Annotated in this window: 22 protein-coding genes; 7 read left to right on the forward strand and 15 right to left on the reverse strand. The window is 62.4% G+C overall.

Going from position 1 to position 22,710, the window contains the following annotated elements; genetic code table 11:
* Positions 1 to 26: 26 nt before the first annotated feature.
* Together FX984_RS15555 and lnt are read left to right on the forward strand one after the other, a co-directional pair.
* Complete coding sequence (locus FX984_RS15555; RefSeq protein WP_005791724.1) at positions 27 to 866, forward strand: CorC family transporter; 840 nt, start codon at positions 27 to 29, stop codon at positions 864 to 866.
* An 8-nt stretch (positions 867 to 874) separates the two neighbouring features.
* Positions 875 to 2,398: an apolipoprotein N-acyltransferase gene (gene lnt / locus FX984_RS15560; protein WP_027605249.1), complete on the forward strand. Its 1,524-nt coding sequence runs from the start codon at positions 875 to 877 to the stop codon at positions 2,396 to 2,398.
* Positions 2,399 to 2,472: 74 nt separating this feature from the next.
* On the opposite strand, the gene FX984_RS15565 is transcribed toward lnt, so the two are convergent.
* Positions 2,473 to 3,234, reverse strand: coding sequence for a YdcF family protein (locus tag FX984_RS15565; protein WP_027605248.1), 762 nt, complete (start codon positions 3,232 to 3,234; stop codon positions 2,473 to 2,475).
* Positions 3,235 to 3,331: 97 nt separating this feature from the next.
* The gene (locus FX984_RS32750) at positions 3,332 to 3,649 is read right to left on the reverse strand and encodes a hypothetical protein (RefSeq protein WP_027605247.1); all 318 of its coding nucleotides are present in this window, start codon (positions 3,647 to 3,649) and stop codon (positions 3,332 to 3,334) included.
* Positions 3,650 to 3,910: 261 nt separating this feature from the next.
* On the opposite strand from FX984_RS32750, the gene leuS reads away from it, so the two are divergent.
* The 5 genes from leuS to FX984_RS15595 all read left to right on the forward strand — a co-directional run bounded on the left by leuS (position 3,911) and on the right by FX984_RS15595 (position 10,048).
* On the forward strand, positions 3,911 to 6,517 hold the full coding sequence (leuS, locus tag FX984_RS15575) for a leucine--tRNA ligase (RefSeq protein WP_146477757.1): 2,607 nt from the start codon (positions 3,911 to 3,913) through the stop codon (positions 6,515 to 6,517).
* Positions 6,518 to 6,605: 88 nt separating this feature from the next.
* On the forward strand, positions 6,606 to 7,211 hold the full coding sequence (locus FX984_RS15580; RefSeq protein WP_027605245.1) for an LPS-assembly lipoprotein LptE: 606 nt from the start codon (positions 6,606 to 6,608) through the stop codon (positions 7,209 to 7,211).
* Positions 7,212 to 7,250: 39 nt separating this feature from the next.
* Positions 7,251 to 8,288 carry a DNA polymerase III subunit delta gene (gene holA / locus FX984_RS15585; RefSeq protein ID WP_027605244.1) on the forward strand — a complete coding sequence of 346 codons (1,038 nt, stop codon included), beginning with the start codon at positions 7,251 to 7,253 and terminating at the stop codon, positions 8,286 to 8,288.
* Positions 8,289 to 8,496: 208 nt separating this feature from the next.
* Positions 8,497 to 8,661: an alternative ribosome rescue factor ArfA gene (arfA, locus tag FX984_RS15590; protein WP_003176285.1), complete on the forward strand. Its 165-nt coding sequence runs from the start codon at positions 8,497 to 8,499 to the stop codon at positions 8,659 to 8,661.
* 61 nt (positions 8,662 to 8,722) lie between these two features.
* Positions 8,723 to 10,048: a lytic murein transglycosylase gene (locus FX984_RS15595; protein ID WP_146477755.1), complete on the forward strand. Its 1,326-nt coding sequence runs from the start codon at positions 8,723 to 8,725 to the stop codon at positions 10,046 to 10,048.
* Positions 10,049 to 10,116: 68 nt separating this feature from the next.
* Here FX984_RS15595 and FX984_RS15600 read toward each other — a convergent pair whose 3' ends face one another.
* The 13 genes from FX984_RS15600 to FX984_RS15660 all read right to left on the reverse strand — a co-directional run bounded on the left by FX984_RS15600 (position 10,117) and on the right by FX984_RS15660 (position 22,587).
* Entirely contained in the window at positions 10,117 to 11,037 is a 921-nt protein-coding gene (locus FX984_RS15600; protein WP_146477753.1) for a S66 peptidase family protein, read from the reverse strand.
* A gap of 155 nt (positions 11,038 to 11,192) precedes the next feature.
* Positions 11,193 to 12,194 (reverse strand): lipoyl synthase, encoded by a 1,002-nt coding sequence (gene lipA, locus FX984_RS15605; protein ID WP_057444888.1) that lies wholly within the window; start codon positions 12,192 to 12,194, stop codon positions 11,193 to 11,195.
* 26 nt (positions 12,195 to 12,220) lie between these two features.
* Entirely contained in the window at positions 12,221 to 12,868 is a 648-nt protein-coding gene (gene lipB / locus FX984_RS15610) for a lipoyl(octanoyl) transferase LipB (RefSeq protein ID WP_027605241.1), read from the reverse strand.
* A complete protein-coding gene (locus FX984_RS15615; protein WP_098480875.1) occupies positions 12,868 to 13,143 on the reverse strand; it encodes a DUF493 domain-containing protein in 276 nt (91 codons plus the stop codon). The genes lipB and FX984_RS15615 overlap by 1 nt, the downstream gene beginning before the upstream one ends.
* An 84-nt stretch (positions 13,144 to 13,227) precedes the next feature.
* Positions 13,228 to 14,385, reverse strand: a complete 1,158-nt coding sequence (locus tag FX984_RS15620) for a D-alanyl-D-alanine carboxypeptidase family protein (RefSeq protein ID WP_027605239.1) — start codon at positions 14,383 to 14,385, stop codon at positions 13,228 to 13,230.
* 176 nt (positions 14,386 to 14,561) lie between these two features.
* A complete protein-coding gene (locus FX984_RS15625; protein WP_027605238.1) occupies positions 14,562 to 15,560 on the reverse strand; it encodes a septal ring lytic transglycosylase RlpA family protein in 999 nt (332 codons plus the stop codon).
* On the reverse strand, positions 15,560 to 16,570 hold the full coding sequence (gene mltB / locus FX984_RS15630) for a lytic murein transglycosylase B (protein WP_027605237.1): 1,011 nt from the start codon (positions 16,568 to 16,570) through the stop codon (positions 15,560 to 15,562). Before mltB ends, FX984_RS15625 begins: the two co-directional genes overlap by 1 nt.
* A 17-nt stretch (positions 16,571 to 16,587) precedes the next feature.
* Positions 16,588 to 17,691 (reverse strand): rod shape-determining protein RodA, encoded by a 1,104-nt coding sequence (gene rodA, locus FX984_RS15635; protein ID WP_051429342.1) that lies wholly within the window; start codon positions 17,689 to 17,691, stop codon positions 16,588 to 16,590.
* Between the two features lie 31 nt (positions 17,692 to 17,722).
* Positions 17,723 to 19,621, reverse strand: a complete 1,899-nt coding sequence (gene mrdA, locus FX984_RS15640) for a penicillin-binding protein 2 (RefSeq protein WP_027605235.1) — start codon at positions 19,619 to 19,621, stop codon at positions 17,723 to 17,725.
* Between the two features lie 15 nt (positions 19,622 to 19,636).
* Positions 19,637 to 20,104 carry a 23S rRNA (pseudouridine(1915)-N(3))-methyltransferase RlmH gene (gene rlmH, locus FX984_RS15645; protein WP_003176297.1) on the reverse strand — a complete coding sequence of 156 codons (468 nt, stop codon included), beginning with the start codon at positions 20,102 to 20,104 and terminating at the stop codon, positions 19,637 to 19,639.
* 9 nt (positions 20,105 to 20,113) lie between these two features.
* Entirely contained in the window at positions 20,114 to 20,608 is a 495-nt protein-coding gene (gene rsfS, locus FX984_RS15650; protein ID WP_003176298.1) for a ribosome silencing factor, read from the reverse strand.
* Positions 20,609 to 20,677: 69 nt separating this feature from the next.
* A complete protein-coding gene (nadD, locus tag FX984_RS15655; protein ID WP_065910068.1) occupies positions 20,678 to 21,322 on the reverse strand; it encodes a nicotinate-nucleotide adenylyltransferase in 645 nt (214 codons plus the stop codon).
* Positions 21,322 to 22,587 carry a glutamate-5-semialdehyde dehydrogenase gene (locus FX984_RS15660; RefSeq protein WP_065938368.1) on the reverse strand — a complete coding sequence of 422 codons (1,266 nt, stop codon included), beginning with the start codon at positions 22,585 to 22,587 and terminating at the stop codon, positions 21,322 to 21,324. Before FX984_RS15660 ends, nadD begins: the two co-directional genes overlap by 1 nt.
* Positions 22,588 to 22,710: the final 123 nt, after the last annotated feature.

Below are 22,710 nucleotides of genomic sequence, written 5' to 3' on the forward strand. Positions count from 1 at the left end.
ACATCAAAGGATTTAGAGTAATCGCTATGAGCGAAGACCGATCGAGCAACGGGCAAAAGTCATGGCTGGGTAAACTGACCCAGGCTTTTGCCCACGAGCCGAAAAACCGCCAGGAGCTGCTGGAGCTGCTGCGCGAGGCCCACCAGAACAAGTTGCTGGACAGCGAAGCGCTGGCCATCGTCGAAGGCGCCATCCAGGTGGCTGACCTGCAGGTTCGGGACATCATGGTCCCGCGCTCGCAGATGATCAGCATCAAGGCGACCCAGACCCCACGGGAATTCCTCCCGGCCGTGATCGACTCGGCGCACTCGCGCTACCCGGTGATCGGCGAAAGCCATGACGACGTCATGGGTGTCCTGCTGGCCAAGGACCTGCTGCCGCTGATCCTCAAGGAGAACGGTGACAGCTTCAACATCAAGGACCTGCTGCGTCCGGCCACCTTCGTGCCTGAATCCAAGCGCCTGAATGTGCTGCTGCGCGAATTTCGCGCCAACCACAATCACATGGCCATTGTGATCGACGAATACGGCGGCGTGGCGGGCCTGGTGACCATCGAAGACGTGCTGGAACAGATCGTCGGCGACATCGAAGACGAACACGACGTCGAAGAAGACAGCTATATCAAGCCGCTGCCCAGCGGTGACTTCCTGGTCAAGGCGCTGACGCCGATCGAGAACTTCAACGAGTTCTTCGACAGCGAATTCTCCGACGACGAGTTCGACACCGTCGGTGGCCTGGTGATGAGTGCGTTCGGGCACCTGCCCAAGCGTAACGAAACCACCGAGATCGGCGCCTATCGCTTCCGCATCCTGAATGCCGACAGCCGCCGCATCCACTTGATCCGCCTGACACCTATTGCCCGCTAAGGATTGATATGCGCCGTCTGACCCGCCCCGGCTGGCCCGGTAACCTGCTGGCCGTGGTGGCCGGCGCCATCACCACCCTGGCGCTGGCGCCGTTCGACCTGTGGCCATTTGCACTGGTTGCGGTCGGATTGTTCTATGTCGGGCTGCGGGAGCTGACGCCGCGCCAGGCCCTGGGCCGTGGCTGGTGCTTCGGGTTCGGCCTGTTTGGCGCCGGCACCAGCTGGATCTACTACAGCATCCACCACTTCGGCGGCGCTTCGGTGCTGCTGGCGGGGTTCCTGATGCTGCTGTTCACCGCCGCCATTGCCTGGTTCTTCGCCCTGCCCGCCTGGCTGTGGGCGCGCTGGTTGCGTCGCAATGAAGCGCCGTTGGCGGATGCGCTCACGTTTGCCGCGTTGTGGGTCGGCCAGGAAGCCTTTCGCGGCTGGTTCCTCACCGGATTCCCATGGTTGTATTCCGGTTACAGCCAGCTCGACGGCCCGCTAACCGGCCTGGCGCCAGTGGGCGGGATGTGGCTGATTTCCTTTGCCCTGGCGCTGACGGCGGCCCTGCTGTGCAACCTGCCGCGCCTGCTGGCCGGCAAACGCAATGGGTTTATCGGCGCCGGCCTGGTGTTGCTGGTAGCGCCCTGGGCCATCGGCCTGGCGCTCAAGCATCATGCCTGGACCACGCCGTCCGGCGCGCCGCTGAGCGTTGCCGCGATTCAGGGTAACGTCGAACAAAGCATGAAGTGGGACCCCGAGCAGCTCAATGCGCAGCTCGCGCTGTACCGCGACATGAGCTTCAGCTCCAAGCCGGTCGACCTGCTAGTGTGGCCGGAAACGGCGGTGCCGGTGCTCAAGGAGTCCGTCGAGGGCTACCTGGGAATGATGGGCAAGTTTGCGGCCGACCGGCACACCGCGTTGATCACTGGCGTGCCGATACGCCAGGAAGTGCATCACCAGAAGCGCTACTTCAACGGCATCACCGTGGTGGGTGAAGGTGACGGCACCTACCTCAAGCAGAAACTGGTGCCGTTTGGCGAGTACGTGCCGCTGCAGGACATGCTGCGCGGCCTGATTGCCTTCTTCGACCTGCCCATGTCGGACTTCGCCCGGGGCCCTGCCGACCAGCCGATGCTGCAAGCCAAGGGCTATCAGATTGCGCCGTTCATTTGCTACGAAGTGGTATACCCGGAGTTCGCCGCCGGCCTTTCAGCCCAGAGCGACCTGCTGCTGACCATCAGCAATGACACCTGGTTCGGCCGCTCCATCGGCCCCTTGCAGCACCTGCAAATGGCGCAGATGCGTGCGCTGGAGGCTGGCCGCTGGATGATCCGCGCCACCAATAATGGCGTGACCGGGTTGATCAACCCGTTTGGGCAGATCACCGTGCAGATCCCGCAGTTCGAACGCGGCATTCTCTACGGCGAAGTGGTGCCGATGCACAACCTGACGCCGTACCTGCAATGGCGCTCGTGGCCGCTGATCATCGTGTGCCTGGCGCTGTTTGGTTGGGCGTTGCTGGCAGGCCGGATGGCCAAAACCGTTTAACAGCCAACGCGAAACAAAATGTGGGAGGGGGCTGGCCCCCTCCCACACTTTGATCTGCATTTTAATCAGCAGGGTTATCGATAGAACAACCGGTAGCCTAGCTGCCCCACCGCTTCATTGATCAACTGCCCGCTCTGCCACACCGACTTGAACTCCGGCATCCAACCGCCCAGCGGCCGAGCGTTGTCCACGCCAAGGAACCCCACCGGCGCCGGCACCACGGTGAAGCCGGCCTTTTCAAAACTCCACACCGACCGCGGCATGTGCCAGGCCTGGGTCACCACCACCACACGCTTGATGCCCTCGGGCAATAGAATCCCGGCACTCATCTGCGCGTTTTCCCAGGTGGTGCGGCTGCGTTCTTCCTTCCAGCGCACAGCAACGCCGAAGTCATCCTGCATCGACACCGCCATCAACTGCGCCTCGCTGGGCGGCGTGCCGTAATGCAGGCCACCGGTGGTCAGCACCGGCAGCCCGGAGGCCTTGGCCAGTCGCGCGGCATACCGCTGGCGCTCCAGGCCGATACCGGTCGGCTGATCAGAACCCCAGGCGGGGTCGCCGCGCTCGCGTCCCGAGCCCAGCACCACAATGGCATCGGCGCGCTGGGCCAGGGTCGACCAGTCTTCACGGGCCAACGGTGGTTCGGTCTCCAGGGCACGTGCGCCCCACTCCACCGCCACCGGCAGGCTGATCAACCACATGCCGCCAAACCCGAGGGCAAAGCAGCAGCCGGCCAAACGGGGGCGGCTGCGACGAAACCACCAGGCAAGGGCCAGCAGCAGCAAGAGAATGCCGGGTGGCAGGAGCAGTTGTTTGATGAAATAACGAATAGGCATCGGGCATCTCCATAGATGCCCGAAGCCTAAGGTGTAACGGGGTTTAGCGACAATCTTTACAGTGACATGGCACGATGATGTGTTCCTGGGGAGTGAACTACTTGAAGCGGGCGGACCGGAGCCTTTCCGGGCCACGACCGGCCGACAAGTCCTTGAGCCACACCACCTTGGCTGAGTGCGTAGGTTCTCTGGCTGGCGGGGTTGCCACCCAAGGAGGCGCACTGCGCCTATTACGTTCCAGGTAAGCTTTGATCAGTTCCAGCTCCGCACGGCTCAAGCCGCGCAGTTCCAACTCGACGGGCCGTTCATCACGCAATCGGCCCGCGGTCCTCGCTGCATCCAATGCACGACCCAATCGGTCGATCAGTCCTTCGTAGATTTCCGGTTTCGTTGCGATTCGCTGCGATTCAACCATCCCCTCACCTCATTGAAGAAAGAACTGCTCCCCAATAAACAGCGTAGTCCCCGTGGGTGCGCCTGCCCGGCGCCGCGACAGACGGCCCTTGCCGCGCAATCAGGGTTTCCCTCGATAGAGTGGGGTCATGTATGCTACGGCGCTTCCTGTAACTCCACTTCCCGCAGGGTTTGGGCACGGACGCGCCGCTTTTTGGTGTCGAACAACCTGAACGTTGCACCGAAGAGGATTAGGCCACCCCTATTCAGTTCAAAAGTAGCCATGCACGAACAATATCAGCCCCGTGAAATAGAAAATGCCGCCCAAACCTTCTGGGACGAGCAAAAGTCCTTTGAAGTCAGTGAACAGCCAGGCAAGGAGACGTTCTACTGCCTGTCGATGTTCCCTTACCCCAGCGGCAAGCTACACATGGGGCATGTGCGCAACTACACCATCGGCGACGTCATCTCCCGCTACCAGCGCATGCAGGGCAAGAACGTCCTGCAACCCATGGGTTGGGACGCCTTCGGCATGCCGGCGGAAAACGCCGCGATGAAAAACAACGTGGCCCCCGCCAAGTGGACCTACGAAAACATCGCCTACATGAAGACCCAGCTGCGCAGCCTGGGCCTGGCGGTGGACTGGTCCCGCGAAGTCACCACCTGCAAGCCGGATTACTACCGTTGGGAACAGTGGCTGTTCACCCGCCTGTTCGAAAAAGGGGTGATCTACAAAAAAAGCGGCACCGTGAACTGGGACCCTGTCGACCAGACCGTCCTGGCCAACGAACAGGTGATCGACGGTCGCGGCTGGCGGTCCGGCGCGCTGATCGAAAAGCGCGAAATCCCGATGTACTACTTCAAGATCACCGCCTACGCGGATGAACTGTTGTCGAGCCTCGACGATTTGCCGGGCTGGCCTGAACAGGTCAAGACCATGCAGCGCAACTGGATCGGCAAGTCCAAGGGCATGGAAGTGCAGTTCCCCTACAACGTCGACTCCATCGGCGAAGCTGGCGCACTCAAAGTCTTCACCACCCGTCCGGACACCTTGATGGGCGCGACCTACGTCGCCGTGGCCGCCGAGCATCCGCTGGCTACCCAGGCCGCACAGAACAATCCTGAGCTGCAGGCGTTCATCGCCGAATGCAAAGGCGGCAGCGTGGCCGAAGCCGACGTCGCCACCCAGGAGAAAAAAGGCCTGCCGACCGGCCTGTTCGTCGAGCACCCGCTGACCGGCGAGAAGTTGCCGGTATGGGTCGCCAACTACGTGCTGATGCACTACGGCGATGGCGCAGTAATGGCTGTGCCGGCCCACGACGAGCGCGATTTTGAATTCGCCACCAAATACAACCTGCCGATCAAGTCAGTGGTGCGCACCAGTTCCGGCGACACCAACCCGGCCCCGTGGCAAGACGCCTATGGCGAGCACGGTACGCTGATCAACTCCGGTGAGTTCGACGGCCTGGACTTCGCCGGCGCCTTCGACGCCATCGAAGTGGCACTGATCAAGAAGAACCTCGGCGCCTCGCGCACCCAGTTCCGCCTGCGCGACTGGGGCATCAGCCGCCAGCGCTACTGGGGCTGCCCGATCCCGATCATCCACTGCCAGACCTGCGGTGACGTACCGGTGCCGGAAGACCAGTTGCCGGTCGTCCTGCCGGAAGACGTGGTGCCGGACGGCGCCGGTTCGCCATTGGCGCGCATGCCCGAGTTCTACGAATGCAGCTGCCCGAAATGCGGCGCGCCGGCCAGGCGTGAAACCGACACCATGGACACCTTCGTCGAGTCCTCGTGGTACTACGCCCGCTACGCCTCGCCGCACTATGAAGGCGGCCTGGTGGAAAAATCCGCAGCCGACCACTGGTTGCCGGTGGATCAATACATCGGCGGTATCGAACACGCCATCCTTCACCTGCTGTACGCGCGCTTCTTCCACAAGCTGATGCGCGACGAAGGCCTGGTGAGTTCCAACGAACCGTTCAAGAACCTGCTGACCCAGGGCATGGTGATCGCCGAGACCTACTATCGTCGCGAAGCCAATGGCGCCTACACCTGGTTCAACCCGGCGGACGTCGAGCTCGAGCGCGACAGCAAGGCCAAGGTCATCAGCGCCAGACTGATCGCCGACGGCCTGCCGGTGGAAATCGGCGGCACCGAGAAGATGGCCAAGTCGAAGAACAACGGCGTCGACCCTCAGTCGATGATCGACCAGTTCGGCGCCGACACCTGCCGCCTGTTCATGATGTTCGCCTCGCCGCCTGACATGAGCGCCGAATGGTCCGATTCCGGCGTCGAAGGTTCGCACCGTTTCCTCAAGCGCGTCTGGCGCCTGGCGCACGCCCATGTCAGCCAGGGCCTGCCGGCCAAGCTGGACGTAGCGTCCTTGAGCGACGAGCAGAAACTCATTCGCCGCAGCACCCACCTGGCCATCAAGCAGGCCAGTCAGGACGTGGGCCAGAACCACAAGTTCAACACCGCCATCGCCCAAGTGATGACGCTGATGAACGTGCTGGAAAAAGCCCCGCAAGCCACCGCGCAGGATCGCGCACTGGTACAGGAAGGCCTGGAAACGGTCACCCTGCTGCTGGCGCCGATCACACCGCACATCAGCCACGAACTGTGGAGCCGCCTGGGCCATAGCGACGCGGTCATCGATGCGCGCTGGCCGGTACAGGATGACAGCGCCCTGGTACAGGACACGCTGCAACTGGTGATCCAGGTCAACGGTAAACTGCGCGGCCAGATCGACATGCCGGCCAGTGCCAGCCGTGAAGAAGTCGAAGCGGCCGCACGGGTCAACGAGAACGTGCTGCGCTTTACCGAAGGCCTGACGATCCGCAAAGTGATCGTGGTGCCTGGCAAACTGGTCAATATCGTCGCTAGCTAATCGGATCGGGCGTGGGGCTCAAGCCCTGCGCCGAACAAAGCCTTCAGGGCCTCGATAAGGCCCACATGGTTTCAAGGGGAGCAACAAAATGATCAAACGCAATCTGCTGGTTATGGGCCTTGCCGTACTGCTGAGCGCTTGCGGCTTCCAGCTGCGCGGCACCGGCACCAATGACCTGACGATCAAGGAACTGGACGTCAGCGCTCGCGACGCCTACAGCGAGACAGTGACCCAGCTGCGCCAGGTCCTGGAAAACAGCGGCGTGCACGTCTACACCGGCGCGACCTACAAACTGTTCCTGGCTAACGAGAAAGAAACCCAGCGCAACCTGAGCTACGCCAGCGCCGGACGTGCGTCCGATATCGAACTGAGCACCGTGCTCAGCTTTGAAATCCAGGGCCGCGATCACCTGCCGTTGATGAATGACAACATCCAGGTGCAGAAGATTGTCAGCCACGATGGTAACAACCTGGTGGGTTCGGACTCCGAAATCATCCAGGTGCGCAAGGAGATGCGTCGCGAGCTGGTGCAACGCATGGTCCTGCGCCTGTCGCTGCTGACTCCGCAACAACTCGAAACCTTGCAGCAACGTGCTGATGACAAGGCCAAGGCCGATGCCGACGCGCTGAAAGCCGCGAAAGAGTACGAAGACAACACGCCGAAACAATCGCCTGTTGAAGTCCCTGTCGAGTAAGCCAGACGGGGCGCCCCAGGCGCCCCGTTCACCCTGCCTATGAAACTCGCCCCCGCCCAACTCGCCAAACACCTGCAAGGTGGCCTCGCGCCTGTCTACATCGTCAGCGGTGATGACCCGCTGTTGTGCCAGGAAGCCGCCGACGCCATCCGTAGCGCCGCACGCCAGCAGGGCTTCGATGAACGCCAGGTATTCAGCGCCGACGCCAGTTTCGACTGGGGCACGCTGCTGCAAGCCGGCGCAAGCATGTCGCTGTTCGCCGAAAAACGCCTGCTGGAGCTGCGCCTGCCTTCGGGCAAGCCCGGTGATAAAGGCGCGGCTGCACTGATGGAATACTGCTCGCGGCCCGCCGAAGACACGGTGTTGCTGATCAGCTTGCCCAAGCTCGACGGCAGCGCGCAGAAGACCAAGTGGGGCAAGGCCCTGGTGGAAGGGGCGCAGACCCAGTTCATCCAGATCTGGCCAGTGGACAGCAATCAGTTGCCGCAATGGATTCGCCAGCGCCTGTCCCAGGCGGGGCTGTCCGCGACCCAGGATGCAGTGGAGCTGATCGCCGCGCGGGTCGAAGGCAACTTGCTTGCCGCCGCCCAGGAGATCGAAAAGCTCAAGCTGATGGCCGAAGACGGGCAGATTACCGTCGAGACCGTCCAGGGCGCCGTGGCAGACAGTGCACGTTTTGACGTGTTCGGGCTGGTGGATGCGATCCTCAACGGCGAGCCCGCCCATGCCCTGCGCATGCTCGAAGGCCTGCGTGGCGAAGGTGTGGAGCCACCGGTGATTCTCTGGGCCCTGGCCCGGGAGCTACGGGTATTGGCCAATATTGCCCTGCAATACAGCCAGGGCACGCCGCTGGACAAGTGCTTCAGCCAGGCGCGACCACCGGTGTGGGACAAGCGCAAACCCCTGATGAGCAAAGCCCTGCAACGGCACTCGGCGCAACGCTGGGCGCAGCTGTTGCTGGAAGCGCAGCGCATTGATGCACAGATCAAGGGCCAGGCGGCGGGTTCGCCGTGGATGAGCTTGAGCCGTTTATCGCTGTTGATGGCCGGACAACGCCTGGCACTTCCCGCCGAATAACCCCTCTCTTAAAAACACTGCAAAACCAATGTGGGAGGGGGCCCCCGATAGCGGCGTGTCAGCCACTGCATTGTTGACTGAGCCACAGCTATCGGGAGCAAGCCCCCTCCCACATTTTTGACTGCGTTTACAATTCATGGGCTTTACAGCGGCCTGACTTCGGCAGATTATTTGCGCCGCATCTCCCCCCCCATCAAGAGCATCGACCATGAGCAAAAAGCCATCCAAGCATGGCCCCAACAAGGCCAAATCCATCATCGCCCAGCCACTGTTCCGCAGCCGTCAGGAACGCGCCGGCAAGGGCAAAGGCAGCTACCGCCGCGAAGCCTTCCAGTCTAATAGCTGGGAGGCTTCTTACTTTCTGGCTGCCTGAAGGCAAGCGCCCCTCTGGCATGATAAGGTCTGTGCCTGATTTGTAATTCCTGGACCTGTGCATGCCCTCTTGTCTTTCCCGTCGTTGGCACCTTCGCCAATTGATCGCTGCCTCCAGCCTCATTCTGCTTGTCGCCTGCGCGGAAAAACCCACCGCCGCCGATGCCCAACCCTTGCCGAAGCTCCAGACCGCCCCCGTAGTGGCCCCTGCCGTCGTGGCCCCGCTGGCCGTGGACAATCTCGACATCCAACCGACCCAGACCTTTGCTGAATGGCAGGCCGGTTTTCGCGTGCAAGCCCTGCAAGCCGGCATCACGGCCGACGTTTTCGACACCGCATTCGCCAATGTCACCCCCGATATGGCGGTGATCCGCGCCGACCGCAGCCAGCCGGAGTTTTCCCGCCCTGTGTGGGAATACCTCGACGGCGCCCTGTCGCCTGTGCGCGTACGCAATGGCCAGGCGCTGCTGATCAAGTACGCTGACATCCTGCAAAGCATCGAGCAGCGTTATGGCGTCGACCGCCAGGCGCTGGTCTCGGTATGGGGCATGGAGAGTAACTTCGGCCAGTTCCAGGGCAATAATTCGGTGATCCGCTCCCTGGCGACCCTGGCCTATGAAGGCCGCCGCCCGGCCTTTGCCCAGGCGCAATTACTGGCGGCATTGCAGATCATCCAGCACGGCGACATCGCCGCCGACCAGATGAAGGGCTCCTGGGCCGGGGCCATGGGCCAGACCCAGTTCATTCCGACCACTTACAACACCCACGCGGTGGACTTCGATGGCGACGGTCGCCGCGACATCTGGAACAGCCCGGCCGACGCCCTCGCATCGACCGCGCACTACCTGCAAAGCTCCGGCTGGCAGAAAGGCCAGCCGTGGGGCTTTGAAGTCAAGCAATTGCCGGCGAACTTCGACTACGCCCTGGCTGACGGCGGCGTGCGCAAGAGCATTGCCGAGTGGATGAAACTGGGCATTCAACTGCCACCGGGCGCGAGCATGCCGCCGAACGTCGACCAACTGTCCGCCGCCCTGCTGCTGCCGGCAGGCTACCGTGGCCCGGCGTTCCTGGTGCTGGATAACTTCCGCGCGATCCTCAAGTACAACAACTCGTCGTCCTACGCACTGGCGGTGGGCCTGTTGTCGGAGCGCTTTGGCGGCGGCGGTGTGATCCGTGGTGACTGGCCCAAGGATGAGCTGCCGCTGAGTCGCTCCCAGCGCATTGATCTGCAGACGGCGTTGAGCGCCAACGGTTATGACGCGGGCAACCCGGATGGGATTATCGGCGCCAATACGCGCAAGGCGATTCGGGCCGCACAGCAGGCGCTGGGCTGGCCGGCGGATGGGTATCCGACGGTGAAGTTGCTGGAGTCGCTGCAAAACCGATAGATCCGCCTATGGCGACTGCCGCAATCGGGGGCAAGCCCCCGATTGCGGTGTAGCAAACGCCAGCAGATTCAGGACCTGAAGACCACTTCCTGCTCCAACACTACCCGCTGCTCCCCCGCATCCAGCCGTACCAAGGCGCCCATGGGCAGCGTCAGGTTCGGATCGCAATGCCCGCTGCGCCAGCCGGCCAGCACCGGTATGCGCAATGGCTCGAACGTCTGCGTCAGCAAGCGCTCCAGCGCCACGTTATCCACACCCGCCACATCCCCGACCAGTACACCCGCGACCTGGGCCAACTTGCCTGCCAGACGCAGATGGATCAACAGGCGGTCGATGCGGTAGATCGGTTCGTTAACGTCTTCGATAAACAGGATGATGCCTTCAGCGTCGATTTCGTAAGGCGTGCCCATGACCGCCGCAATCATCGACAGGTTACCCCCCAGCAAGCGCCCACGGGCAATGCCAGGCTCGATCGTGGTCAGCGGGTACGCCACCGGGTGCGCAAGCACGCTGCCGGCGCCCAACTGGCCGCGCAGAAGGCTGAACAATGAAGACTCGGTAGGTTGTTGCTTGCCGCCGAGCAGGTCGGCATTGAGCATCGGGCCGTGGAAGGTCACGAAACCGGCGTAACGGTTGATTGCCAGATGCAGGGCGGTGATGTCGCTATAGCCGACGAACGGCTTGGGATTGGCGCGCAGCAGGTCGAAATCCAGCGCGTCGAGCAGCCGTGGCGTGCCGTAACCACCGCGCAGACAGAAGATAGCGTCGATGTGCGGATCGGCAAAAGCCGCGTGCAGGTCACGCAGGCGCACGGCATCGCTGCCGGCGAGGTAGCCGTCGCGTTCATAGACACCGGGGAAAATTCGCAGATCGTAGCCGCGCGTGCGCATCCATTGGCCGGCCTTTTCAACGTCCAGCACGGCGGGGCCGGCGGGGGCGATCAGGGCGATGGTGCCTTCAGAGCGAAGGGCTGGAACGGCGGCGGTCATCTGAGAATCTCCCTCTCTAACGCTGAAACCAATGTGGGAGGGGGCTTGCCCCCGATAGCGGTGGATCAGCCAGCACATGTAGCGACTGACATACCGCAATCGGGGGCAAGCCCCCTCCCACATAAGCCCACTCCCACACCGGCTCTGAACCCCGATCAGGAAACCAGGCTAGCCTTGACCAGCTTGGCCTGTTCGTCGGCGTGGTACGAAGAGCGTACCAGCGGGCCCGAGGCGACGTTCTTGAAGCCCATCTTGTAGCCTTCCTCGGCGAACCAGGCGAAGGTGTCCGGGTGCACGAAACGCTGCACCGGCAAGTGGCTGCGCGACGGTTGCAGGTATTGGCCCAGGGTCAGCATGTCGATGTCGTGTTCGCGCATGCGCTTCATGACTTCGATCACTTCTTCATCGGTCTCGCCCAGGCCGAGCATCAAGCCGGATTTGGTCGGGATGTGCGGCATCATCTGCTTGAATTTCTGCAGCAGGGTCAGCGACCACTGGTAGTCCGAACCTGGACGCGCAGCCTTGTACAGGCGAGGCACGGTTTCCAGGTTGTGGTTGAACACATCCGGCGGCTCGGCAGCGGTGATTTCCAGCGCGACGTCCATGCGGCCACGGTAGTCAGGCACCAGGGTCTCGAGCATCACGTTCGGCGACAGCTTGCGGATTTCGCGGATGCAGTCGGCAAAGTGCTGGGCACCCCCGTCGCGCAGGTCATCACGGTCAACCGAGGTGATCACAACGTATTTGAGTTTCAGGTCGGCAATGGCGATGGCCAGGCTTTCCGGTTCGTTGACGTCCAGTGGCTTCGGCCGGCCATGGCCGACGTCGCAGAACGGGCAACGACGGGTGCAGATGTCACCCATGATCATGAAGGTGGCGGTGCCGCCGGAGAAGCATTCGCCCAGGTTCGGGCAGGACGCTTCTTCGCACACGCTGTGCAGCTTGTGCTTGCGCAGCAGGGCCTTGATACGGTCGACTTCCGGCGAAACCGGGATGCGCACGCGGATCCAGTCGGGCTTCTTCGGCAACTCGGTGGTCGGGATGATCTTGACCGGGATGCGTGCAACCTTCTCGGCGCCGCGCAGCTTGACGCCGGCTTCCACCTTGGCACGCGGGGCCGGGGCCGGACGCTCGGTGATGTCCAGCGTCGGGATCATGGTTTGCACTGCATCAGTAGTCATAATCAGTCGATTCCGCCCGTGAGGGTCGTCTGCTCAGCATAGTCGAGGTGTTTGACGAGCTGCGCACGCAGCCGGGCACTTACCTCGGCAAATTTAATCGGTGTGGCGTGGTCGCTCAGTTGGGTCATCGCCAGCCCGGCATAACCGCACGGGTTGATGCGCCGGAACGGTGCCAGGTCCATGTCCACGTTCAGGGCCAGGCCATGAAAGGAACAACCGTGGCGAATGCGCAAACCGAGGGAGGCGATTTTCGCGCCGTCCACATACACACCGGGTGCATCGGGCTTGGCCGCGGCGCTCACGCCGTAACTGGCCAACAGCTCGATCAGGCAAGCCTCCATGCGGCTCACCAGGTCGCGCACGCCAAAACCCAGCTTGCGCACGTCCAGTAGCAGGTACGCCACCAGTTGACCGGGCCCATGGTAAGTCACTTGGCCACCTCGGTCGACCTGCACCACCGGAATATCCCCCGGCAGCAGCAGATGTTCGGCCTTGCCGGCCTGGCCCTGGGTGAACACCGGTGGATGTTCCACCAACCAGATTTCGTCGGGCGCCGAAGTACCGCGTTCATTCGTGAACCGCTGCATGGCGTGCCAGACGGGCTCGTAGTCCATCCGGCCGAGCTCGCGAAAGCCCAGGACCTGTGACATCACAGCACCATGTGCACGAAGCCGGTGGCCCGCAGTTCGCTATTGATGTCGTAGAGCTGGTCTTGACCGGTCGCAACGATGTGCAACTGGATCGTGGTGTACTTACCGTTGGTGCTCGAACGCTCGTCCACCCGGTTGTCATTGATCTTCGCGTGTTTACGCACGATATCCAGGATTCTGTCTTTGTTGCCTACACCGGTATCGCTGATCACCTTGACGGGATAATCCGTCACCGGGAATTCGATCTTTGGCGCCTTTACTTCTTTATCGGTCATGGCAGAACGGCCTCGTAAGCGGTAAGCCGTGGCGACGGCAAAGCCCCGCGTCGGATCAACGCGGGGCTTTGCAGGTGCACACAATCAGTTGAACAAGCCGTAGAAGAATAGACGGATGCTATCCCACACGCGGCGGAAGATACCACCTTCGTCGACGGCGTCCAGCGCGATCAGGTCGGCGCTGTGCACCACCTTGTCGTCCAGCTTGACTTCGACTTTACCGATCACGTCGCCCTTGGCGATTGGCGCAACCAATTGCGGGTTCATGGTCATGCTGGCAGCGAGCTTTTTCAGCTGGCCTTTAGGCATGGTCAGGGTCAGGTCTTCAGCCAGGCCGGCCTTAACCTGTGAGGTCGCGCCTTTCCATACCGGCGCGGTCGCCAGTTCAGCACCCTTCTGGTAGAAGGTCTGGGTTTCGAAGAAGCGGAAACCGTAGGTCAGCAATTTTTGCGTCTCGGCCGCACGGGCCTGCTCGCTGTTGGTGCCGAAGACCACCGCGATCAGGCGCTGGCCATCACGTACCGCGGACGACACCATGCAGTAGCCGGCTTCGTCGGTGTGACCGGTTTTCAGGCCATCGACAGTCTTGTCGCGCCACAGCAACAGGTTGCGGTTAGGCTGCTTGATGTTGTTCCAGAAGAATTCCTTCTGGGAGTAGATCGCGTAGTGCACCGGGTCGACACGAATGATCGCGCGCGCCAGGATCGCCATGTCGTGAGCCGACGAGTAGTGCTCAGGGTTTGGCAGGCCGGTCGGGTTCATGAAGTGGCTGTTGGTCATGCCCAGGTCGGCCACGGTTTTGTTCATCATGTCGGCGAATGCGTCTTCGCTGCCGGCGATGTGCTCGGCCAGGGCGACGCTGGCGTCGTTACCGGACTGGATGATGATGCCGTGCAGCAGGTCGCTCACAGTGACTTGCGAGCCGACCTTGATGAACATCCGCGAACCGCCGGTACGCCAGGCGTTTTCGCTGACGGTCACCGGGTCGTTTTCGCCGATCTGGCCGCGACGGATTTCCAGGGTCGCGATGTAGGCGGTCATCAGCTTGGTCAGGCTGGCCGGTGGCAGGCGCTGGTCACCGTTGCTCTCGACCAGCACGTTGCCACTGGCGGCATCCATGAGGACCCAGGACTTGGCGGCCAGTTGCGGTGAAGCCGGTACCATTTCAACCGCCCAGGCGGCCGGGGTGATGATCAGCGAAAGAAGCAGGCACGTGCGTTTGGCTAAGGTGGTGATGTTCATCCGTCTCTCGAAATTGCTTATGGAAACTTGCCCTCGCGGGCAAAACTTATTCAGACAGCCCGCTACCAGACTGTCACGTGTTCGGTTGCCCGCTCACCCCTTGCCCCTGGGTTTTATTGTTCAACGAGCCAACAACCAGGGTCCAGGCCCGCATGCGAGCCTCAACCATCAATTTATTATTCGGCAGTGACCACGCTGGGTTGCCCCAGGTTGGCCAGGCGCACGCTGTTCTGCACTTGCGCAACCTCGCTCGGCGAACCGATCGGGCCCATGCGCACACGGTGCAACGTTTGCTGGTTACGCACGATGGAGCTGATGAATACCGGCGCGCTGACCATGCTGCTGAGCTTGGACCTTAACAGTTCTGCCGCATCCGGGTTGGCGAAAGCACCTACTTGCAGGTATTGCCCGCCCGCGACCGCGGCGCCCGGTGCCGCATGGGGCACGACCACGGTATCCGGTGCGTGCTGCTGCGGTGGCGGTGTCCATTGTTCGATCTTGCCGGTAGATGCCGTCACTTGCGGCTGCGCACTCTGCGGCTCGTTGAGCATCAACGGCGCGGGCTTGCCACGCTGGGCCCAGTACTGCGCCGGATCGATGCCTTCGACCTTGACCCGCGCGGTACCGGTTTCGGCATAGCCGAGTTTTTTTGCGGCGGCGTAGGACAAGTCGATAATGCGATCCGAATAGAACGGCCCACGGTCGTTGACCCGCAGGATCACCGTGCGGTTGTTGTCCAGGTTGGTCACGCGGACATAGCTGGGCAGCGGCAGGGTCTTGTGGGCCGCGCTCATGCCGTACAGGTCATAGACTTCGCCGTTGGCGGTGTTCTGGCCGTGGAACTTGGTGCCATACCAGGACGCCGTGCCCGATTGCACGTAGGTCTTGGAGTCCTGCAGCGGGAAGTAGGACTTGCCCAGCACCGTATAGGGGTTGGCCTTGTACGGGCCGGTGTGCAGGGTCGGCGTGGCGTCCGGGATCTTCGACACGTCGACATCCCACCACGGCGCGCCATCTTTGTGCGCGCGGTTGATGTCCAGCCCTGGCTGGGAACGCACCGCAGTGCCGCCGGACTTCGGTACCGGGCCACGGCTGGTGGAACAACTGACGACGAGCAGGGACAACGCGGCGAACGCCACCAGCTTGAGCGGTTGATTGAACGGCGATGCCCGCATTACTTGTTGCCCCGTGCTTGGACCAGCATGTCTGACAGCTGATGCACGGCCATGGCGTACATCACACTGCGGTTATAACGCGTGATTGCGTAAAAATTCTTCAGGCCCATCCAGTATTCAGGGCCGTTTTCACCTTCGAGACGGAATGCCGTCACCGGCATATCGTCGCGTGGCGCATTCTGACTCGACCAGCCCAGCGCCCGCAACTCCCCGACGGTCTTGGCCGGCTCGATACCCTGGGTCAGGCCTTCATCGGCACGCTCCCCGCTGACATCGGCGCGGATCACCACCGGCTCGCCACCGACCCAGCCGTGGCGCTTGAAGTAGCTGGCCACACTGCCGATGGCATCGTCCGGGTTGCTCCAGATATTGATGTGCCCGTCGCCGTCGAAATCCACCGCGTAGGCGCGAAAACTGCTCGGCATGAACTGCGGCAAGCCCATCGCCCCGGCGTAGGAGCCCTTGAGGGTCAGCGGGTCGACCTGCTCTTCACGGGCCAACAGCAGGAACTCACGCAGTTCCTTGCGGAAGAAGTCGGCGCGCGGCGGGTAATCGAAGCCCAGGGTCGACAAAGCGTCGATTACCCGGTAACTGCCGGTATTGCGCCCGTAGAAGGTTTCAATGCCAATGATCGCAACGATGACCTGGGCCGGCACGCCGTATTCCTGCTCGGCCCGGGCCAACACGGCCTCGTGCTGGCGCCAGAAGTCCACCCCCCGGGCCACCCGGGCGTCGGTGAGGAACATCGGACGGTATTCCTTCCACTGCTTCACGCGCTCGGCGGGGCGAGAAATCGCGTCGAGGATCGCCTGCTTGCGCTGGGCTTCGCGGAACACGCCCATCAGCTGTTCACCGGCGAAGCCGTAGTCGCGGGTCATTTCACCGACGAATTCGGCGACCTGGGGTGAGCCATCGTAGTCACCGGCCTGCGCCTCGTGCGTTGCCCCCAGCAGCCCGATCAGGCCCATCCAGGACGCATGCCGAGTCGCCCAGCCGCGCATTACTTGCATTGACATCTTCACCTTATTCAAACCTGTGCGATCCACTTGCGATGCGTATGAATCGACATCAAAACCCCAAACGCTGACAGCAATGTCACCAGCGAAGTTCCGCCGTAGCTAATGAACGGCAACGGCACCCCAACCACCGGCAGCAGGCCACTGACCATACCGATGTTGACGAAAACGTAAACAAAAAAAGTCATGGTCAGGCTGCCGGCGAGCAATTTGCCGAACAGCGTCTGCGCCTGTGCGGTAATCACCAGGCCACGCCCAATCAACAGAAGATAGATCAGCAACAGTGCGCAGATGCCCACCAGGCCGAACTCTTCGCCCATCACCGCAATGATGAAGTCGGTATGGCTCTCGGGCAGAAAGTCCAAATGCGACTGGGTGCCGAGCAGCCAGCCCTTGCCAAATACACCGCCGGAACCGATGGCCGCCTTCGACTGGATAATGTTCCAACCGGTGCCGAGCGGGTCGCTTTCGGGATCGAGGAACGTCAGGATCCGCTGCTTCTGGTAGTCGTGCATAAAGAAGAACCACATGGCCACGGCCACCGGCACTGCCGCCGCCAGCACGCTGAGGATCCAGCGCCAGCGCAGCCCGCCCATGAACAGCACGAACGCACCGCCGGCCAGGATCAGCAGCGAGGTGCCGAGGTCCGGCTGGCGCACGATCAGCACAAAGGGGATGCCGATCAGGATCAGGCTGATCCCCACATGCTTGAGCTGCGGCGGCAAGGTGCGCTTGGACAGGTACCAGGCGATCGTCGCCGGCATCAGGATCTTCATGAATTCCGACGGTTGGAAGCGAATCACCCCCGGAATATTGATCCAGCGGGTCGCGCCCATGGCGTTGTGGCCCATGACGTCCACCACCACCAGCAGCAACACCCCGGCCACATAGCCAAGCGGCACCCAGCGCGCCATGAAACGCGGCTCCAGCTGGGCGATCACCACCATGGACAGCAGGCCCAGGCCAAACGACGAAGCCTGCTTGATCAGCAAGTCCCAGTTCTTGCCGCTGGCCGAATACAGCACGAACAGGCTGCCGGCCGCCAGGGTCAGCAGCAGGATCAGCAACGGGCCATCAATGTGCATGCGCTGCAACAAAGTCGCGCGGCGACGCATCACATCCTCGCTGGAGAGGATGCGGTCAAAATTACTCTTCACTGGCCGTAACCTCTGGGGTTGAAGGGGGGCCGCCATATTCGGGCTTGAGCCTGCCGTCGTCGGCCAGCAACCAGGCGTCCATCACCTGGCGCACCACAGGCGCCGCCACACCGGAGCCGGACTCGCCGTTCTCGACCATCACCGCCACCACGATTTTCGGGTCGTCGGCCGGGGCAAAGCCCACAAACAAGGCGTGGTCGCGGTGGCGTTCCTGGACCTTGGAGCGGTCGTATTTCTCGCCCTGCTTGATCGCCACCACCTGGGCGGTACCACTCTTGCCGGCGATACGGTATTGCGCACCGATCGCCGCCTTGCGCGCGGTCCCGCGTGCGCCGTGCATCACCTGCTGCATGCCGTGGTTGACCTTGGTCCAGTCGGACGGATCGCGCAGTACGATGTCGGGGATCGGGTTTTCATCCACAGGCTTTTCGCCTTCGATGGTACGGGCCAGGTGCGGGCGGTTCCAGATGCCTTTGTTGGCCACCAGCGCCGTGGCCTGGGCCAGTTGCAAAGGCGTGGCCTGCATATAGCCCTGGCCGATGCCGAGGATCAGGGTTTCGCCCGGGAACCATGCCTGGCGGCGGGTCGCACGCTTCCACTCCCGCGATGGCATCAGGCCAGGGGATTCTTCGAACATATCCAGGGAGACTTTCTGACCGAGGCCGAACTTGCCCATGTAGGCGGACAAGCGGTCGATCCCCAGCTTGTGGGCCAGGTCGTAAAAATAGGTGTCGTTGGAACGCATGATCGCGGTATCCAGGTCGACATAGCCGTCACCGGTACGGTTCCAGTTGCGGTATTTGTGGTCGTAGTTGGGCAGCATGTAGTAGCCCGGGTCGAATACCCGGCTGGAAGCCGTGACCACACCCGCATCCAGGCCGGCAATCGCCACCGCCGGCTTGATCGTCGAACCCGGCGGGTACAGGCCGCGCAACACACGGTTGAACAGCGGCCGGTCGATGGAGTCGCGCAACTCGGCGTAGGCCTTGAAGCTGATCCCGGTCACGAACAGGTTGGGGTCGAAGCTCGGCTGGCTGACCATGGCCAGCACTTCGCCGGTCTTCGGGTCCAACGCCACCACTGCACCACGCCGGCCGCCCAGGGCCATCTCGGCCGCTTCCTGCAGCTTGATGTCCAGGCTCAGCACAATGTCCTTGCCCGGCACCGGGTCGGTACGCTTGAGCACCCGCAGCACACGGCCGCGAGCGTTGGTCTCGACTTCTTCGTAACCCACCTGGCCGTGCAGTTCGGGCTCGTAGAAACGCTCGATGCCGGTCTTGCCGATATGGTGGGTGCCGCTGTAATTGACGGGATCGAGGCTTTTCAGCTCTTTCTCGTTGATCCGCCCCATATAGCCGACGGAGTGGGCAAAGTGCGGCCCTTGGGGATAGTGGCGTACCAGCTGCGCCACCACTTCCACACCCGGCAGGCGGAACTGGTTCACCGCGATCCGCGCAATCTGCTCTTCGGTCAGCTCGAACAGGATCGGCACCGGTTCGAAAGGCCGACGCCCCTGCTTCATGCGTTTCTCGAAGATCACCCGGTCTTCCGGGGTCAACTGCAGCACCTCGACGATGACATCGAGGACCTGCTGCCAATCGCCGGAACGCTCACGGGTCATGCTCAGGCTGAAGCTGGGCCGGTTATCCGCCACCACCACGCCATTACGGTCGAAGATCAGCCCACGGGTCGGCGGAATCGGCTGCACATGCACGCGGTTGTTTTCCGACAGCGTGGAGTGGTAGTCGTACTGGATCACCTGCAGGAAATACAGGCGCGCAATCAGCACCCCGATCAGCGCCACCACCATGATCGCGCCAAACACCACCCGCGCGCGTACCAGACGTGCGTCTTTCTCGTGGTCCTTGATGCGGATCGGCTGGGTCATCGGGAGAGGCGCAGATTATTTGTGATAAGGGTGCCCGGACAGAACTGTCCAGGCGCGATACAGCTGTTCACCGATCAGGATCCTTACCAACGGGTGCGGCAGCGTCAGCGCCGACAGCGACCAGCGCTGGTCCGCCCGCGCGCAGACTTCCGGCGCCAGCCCTTCGGGGCCGCCGACCATGAAGTTGACGGTGCGCGAGTCCAGGCGCCAGCGATCCAGTTCCACCGCCAGTTGCTCGGTGCTCCAGGGTTTGCCGTGCACTTCGAGGGTGACGATGCGCTCGTTGGGGCCGACCTTGGCCAGCATGGCTTCGCCTTCCTGACGGATGAAGCGCGCCACGTCGGCATTCTTGCCCCGGGTGTTGAGCGGTATCTCCACCAGTTCCAGCGACAGCTCGGCGGGCAGACGCTTGGCATACTCGTGCCAGCCTTCTTCCACCCACTTGGGCATGCGTGAACCGACAGCAATCAGACGCAGGCGCACAGCCGTTCCTTATTCCTGGTCTTTGTTGAGCTTGTCGAAGTGCGCGTGGCCCACTTCCGGGCTGTGGTGCTTGCCATCGGCGGCACGGCTCTGCTCGGCGCCTTTCCACAGACGCTCCAGGTCGTAGAACTGACGGGCATTGCTGGTCATCATGTGAACGATCACGTCGTCCATGTCCAGCAGCACCCAGTCGCTGTCGCCCTTGCCTTCTTCACCCAGTGGCTTCACGCCTTGGGCTTTGACGGCTTCGCGAACCTTGTCCAGCATCGCGCCGATCTGGCGGTTGGAGGTACCGGTGGCGATGATCATGAAGTCGGTGATGCTCTGCTTGTCGCGTACGTCCAGGACCTGGATATCCTGGGCCTTCACGTCTTCCAGGGCGGCAACGGCGACTTTCACCAGCTCTTCGCCAGCCAGTTCCGGGCCAACGTGGGCTTCAACCGGCAGCGGGGCGCTTTTGAACGTGCCTTTGCGTTTTACTTTGCTTACGTCTTTGTTCGTCATAAAAAACTCGTTTTGCTCATATGTTCGGGCGCTCGCTGCACGAGTGTTCGTGCGTTCAAGCGCGCCTTTTCAGTTCGACGCACGGTAAAGCCCGTGCGCATCGATGTAGGCCAGGACCGCGTCAGGCACCAGGAAACGTACCGACTTCCCGCTGGCCAGCAGTTGACGGATCTGGGTGGCAGACACCGCAAGCGGGGTCTGCCAGACGAATGCAATATTCCCGTTCGGCCCGGTCAGGGCCAAGGGGTCACTTACCGACCGCGCGGCCAGCAGGTTGCGCAAGGCATCCGGCGGTTCGCTGTCGGCATCCGGGCGTTGCAAAACCAGGATGTGGCAGTGCTGGAGGAGTTCCTCCCAGCGATGCCAAGAGGGCAGGCCGCAAAATGCGTCCCAGCCCAAAAGCAGAAACAACTGGTCATCCGCGGCCAACTCAGCGCGCATCAGCTCCAGGGTGTCGACAGTGTAGGACGGTTTATCGCGCTTGAGCTCACGATCATCCACCACCAGCGGCGGTATGCCTTCTACGGCCAGGCGCACCATTTCCAGGCGCTGCTGCGGCGACACCTGCGGGGTATCGCGATGGGGCGGCCGGAAATTAGGGATCAGGCGCAGCTCATCCAGCGCCAAGGCATCCGCGACTTCCAGGGCACTGCGCAAATGGCCGATGTGCACGGGGTCGAAGGTACCGCCGAGCAGCCCGATGCGTTTAGCCATCAAGTGCGCACGTGACCGTCGCCGAACACCACGTACTTCTCGCTGGTCAGGCCTTCCAGGCCAACCGGGCCGCGTGCGTGGAGCTTGTCGGTGGAGATGCCGATCTCCGCCCCCAGGCCGTACTCGAAGCCGTCGGCAAAGCGCGTCGAGGCGTTGATCATCACCGAAGCGGAATCCACTTCGGTGAGGAAACGCCGGGCATCGCTGAAATGCTCGGAGACAATGGCGTCGGTGTGCTTGGAGCCGTACGTGTTGATGTGTTCGATGGCCTGGTCCAGGTCGTCGACGATGCGGATCGACAGGATCGGCGCCGTGTACTCGGTGTACCAGTCCTGCTCGGTGGCTTCGATCACGTCCGCGCCCAACAGCGCACGGGTGCGTTCGCAACCGCGCAGCTCCACGCCCTTGTCACGGTAGATGGCAGCCAGCGGCGGCAGCACGCGCTCGGCAATGCCGACGTGCACCAGCAGGGTTTCCATGGTGTTGCACGGCGCGTAGCGGTGGGTCTTGGCGTTGTCGGCGATGCGGATCGCCTTGTCGATGTCGGCGGCGATGTCGATATACACGTGGCAGACGCCGTCCAGGTGCTTGATCACTGGCACCTTGGCATCGCGGCTGACGCGCTCGATCAGGCTCTTGCCACCGCGCGGCACGATCACGTCGACGAATTCCGGCATGGTGATCAGCGCGCCGACAGCGGCACGGTCGGTGGTTTCCACCACTTGCACCACTTCGGCCGGCAACTCGGCCACGGCCAGGCCCTGCTGGATGCAGGCGGCGATGGCGCGGTTGGAATTGATCGCCTCGGAACCGCCACGCAGGATGGTGGCGTTGCCCGACTTGAGACACAGGCTCGCGGCGTCGATGGTCACGTTCGGGCGCGACTCATAGATGATGCCGATCACGCCCAGGGGCACGCGCATCTTGCCCACCTGGATGCCGGACGGCAGGTAACGCATATCGCGAATTTCACCGATGGGGTCAGGCAGCTTGGCCACCTGACGCAACCCTTCGATCATGTCGTCGATACGTGCCGGCGTCAGCGCCAGGCGGTCCAGCAGGGCGGGCTCGAGGCCATTGGCGCGGCCGTTGGCCAGGTCCAGTTCGTTGGCGGCAGTCAGCTCGGAGCGCGAAGCGTCCAGAGCATCGGCGGCGGCCAGCAGGGCACGGTTCTTCTGCGCGGTGCTCGCACGGGCGATCAACCGCGAGGCCTGACGGGCAGCGCGACCCAGGCGGGTCATGTAGTCAAGAACGGACTCAGTCATGGTCAGGGAGTCTTGGCAAAGAGGAAAGCGGCAGATTATAGCTGTGACGCCGCCCGACTGACAGCGGTGAGGGGCGGATGGTCGAAATGAACTGTAAAAACCTGGGGTTCAGCCGTAATTAAG

The organism is Pseudomonas marginalis (assembly GCF_008692035.1).
GTDB classification, from domain to species: Bacteria; Pseudomonadota; Gammaproteobacteria; order Pseudomonadales; family Pseudomonadaceae; genus Aquipseudomonas; species Aquipseudomonas marginalis.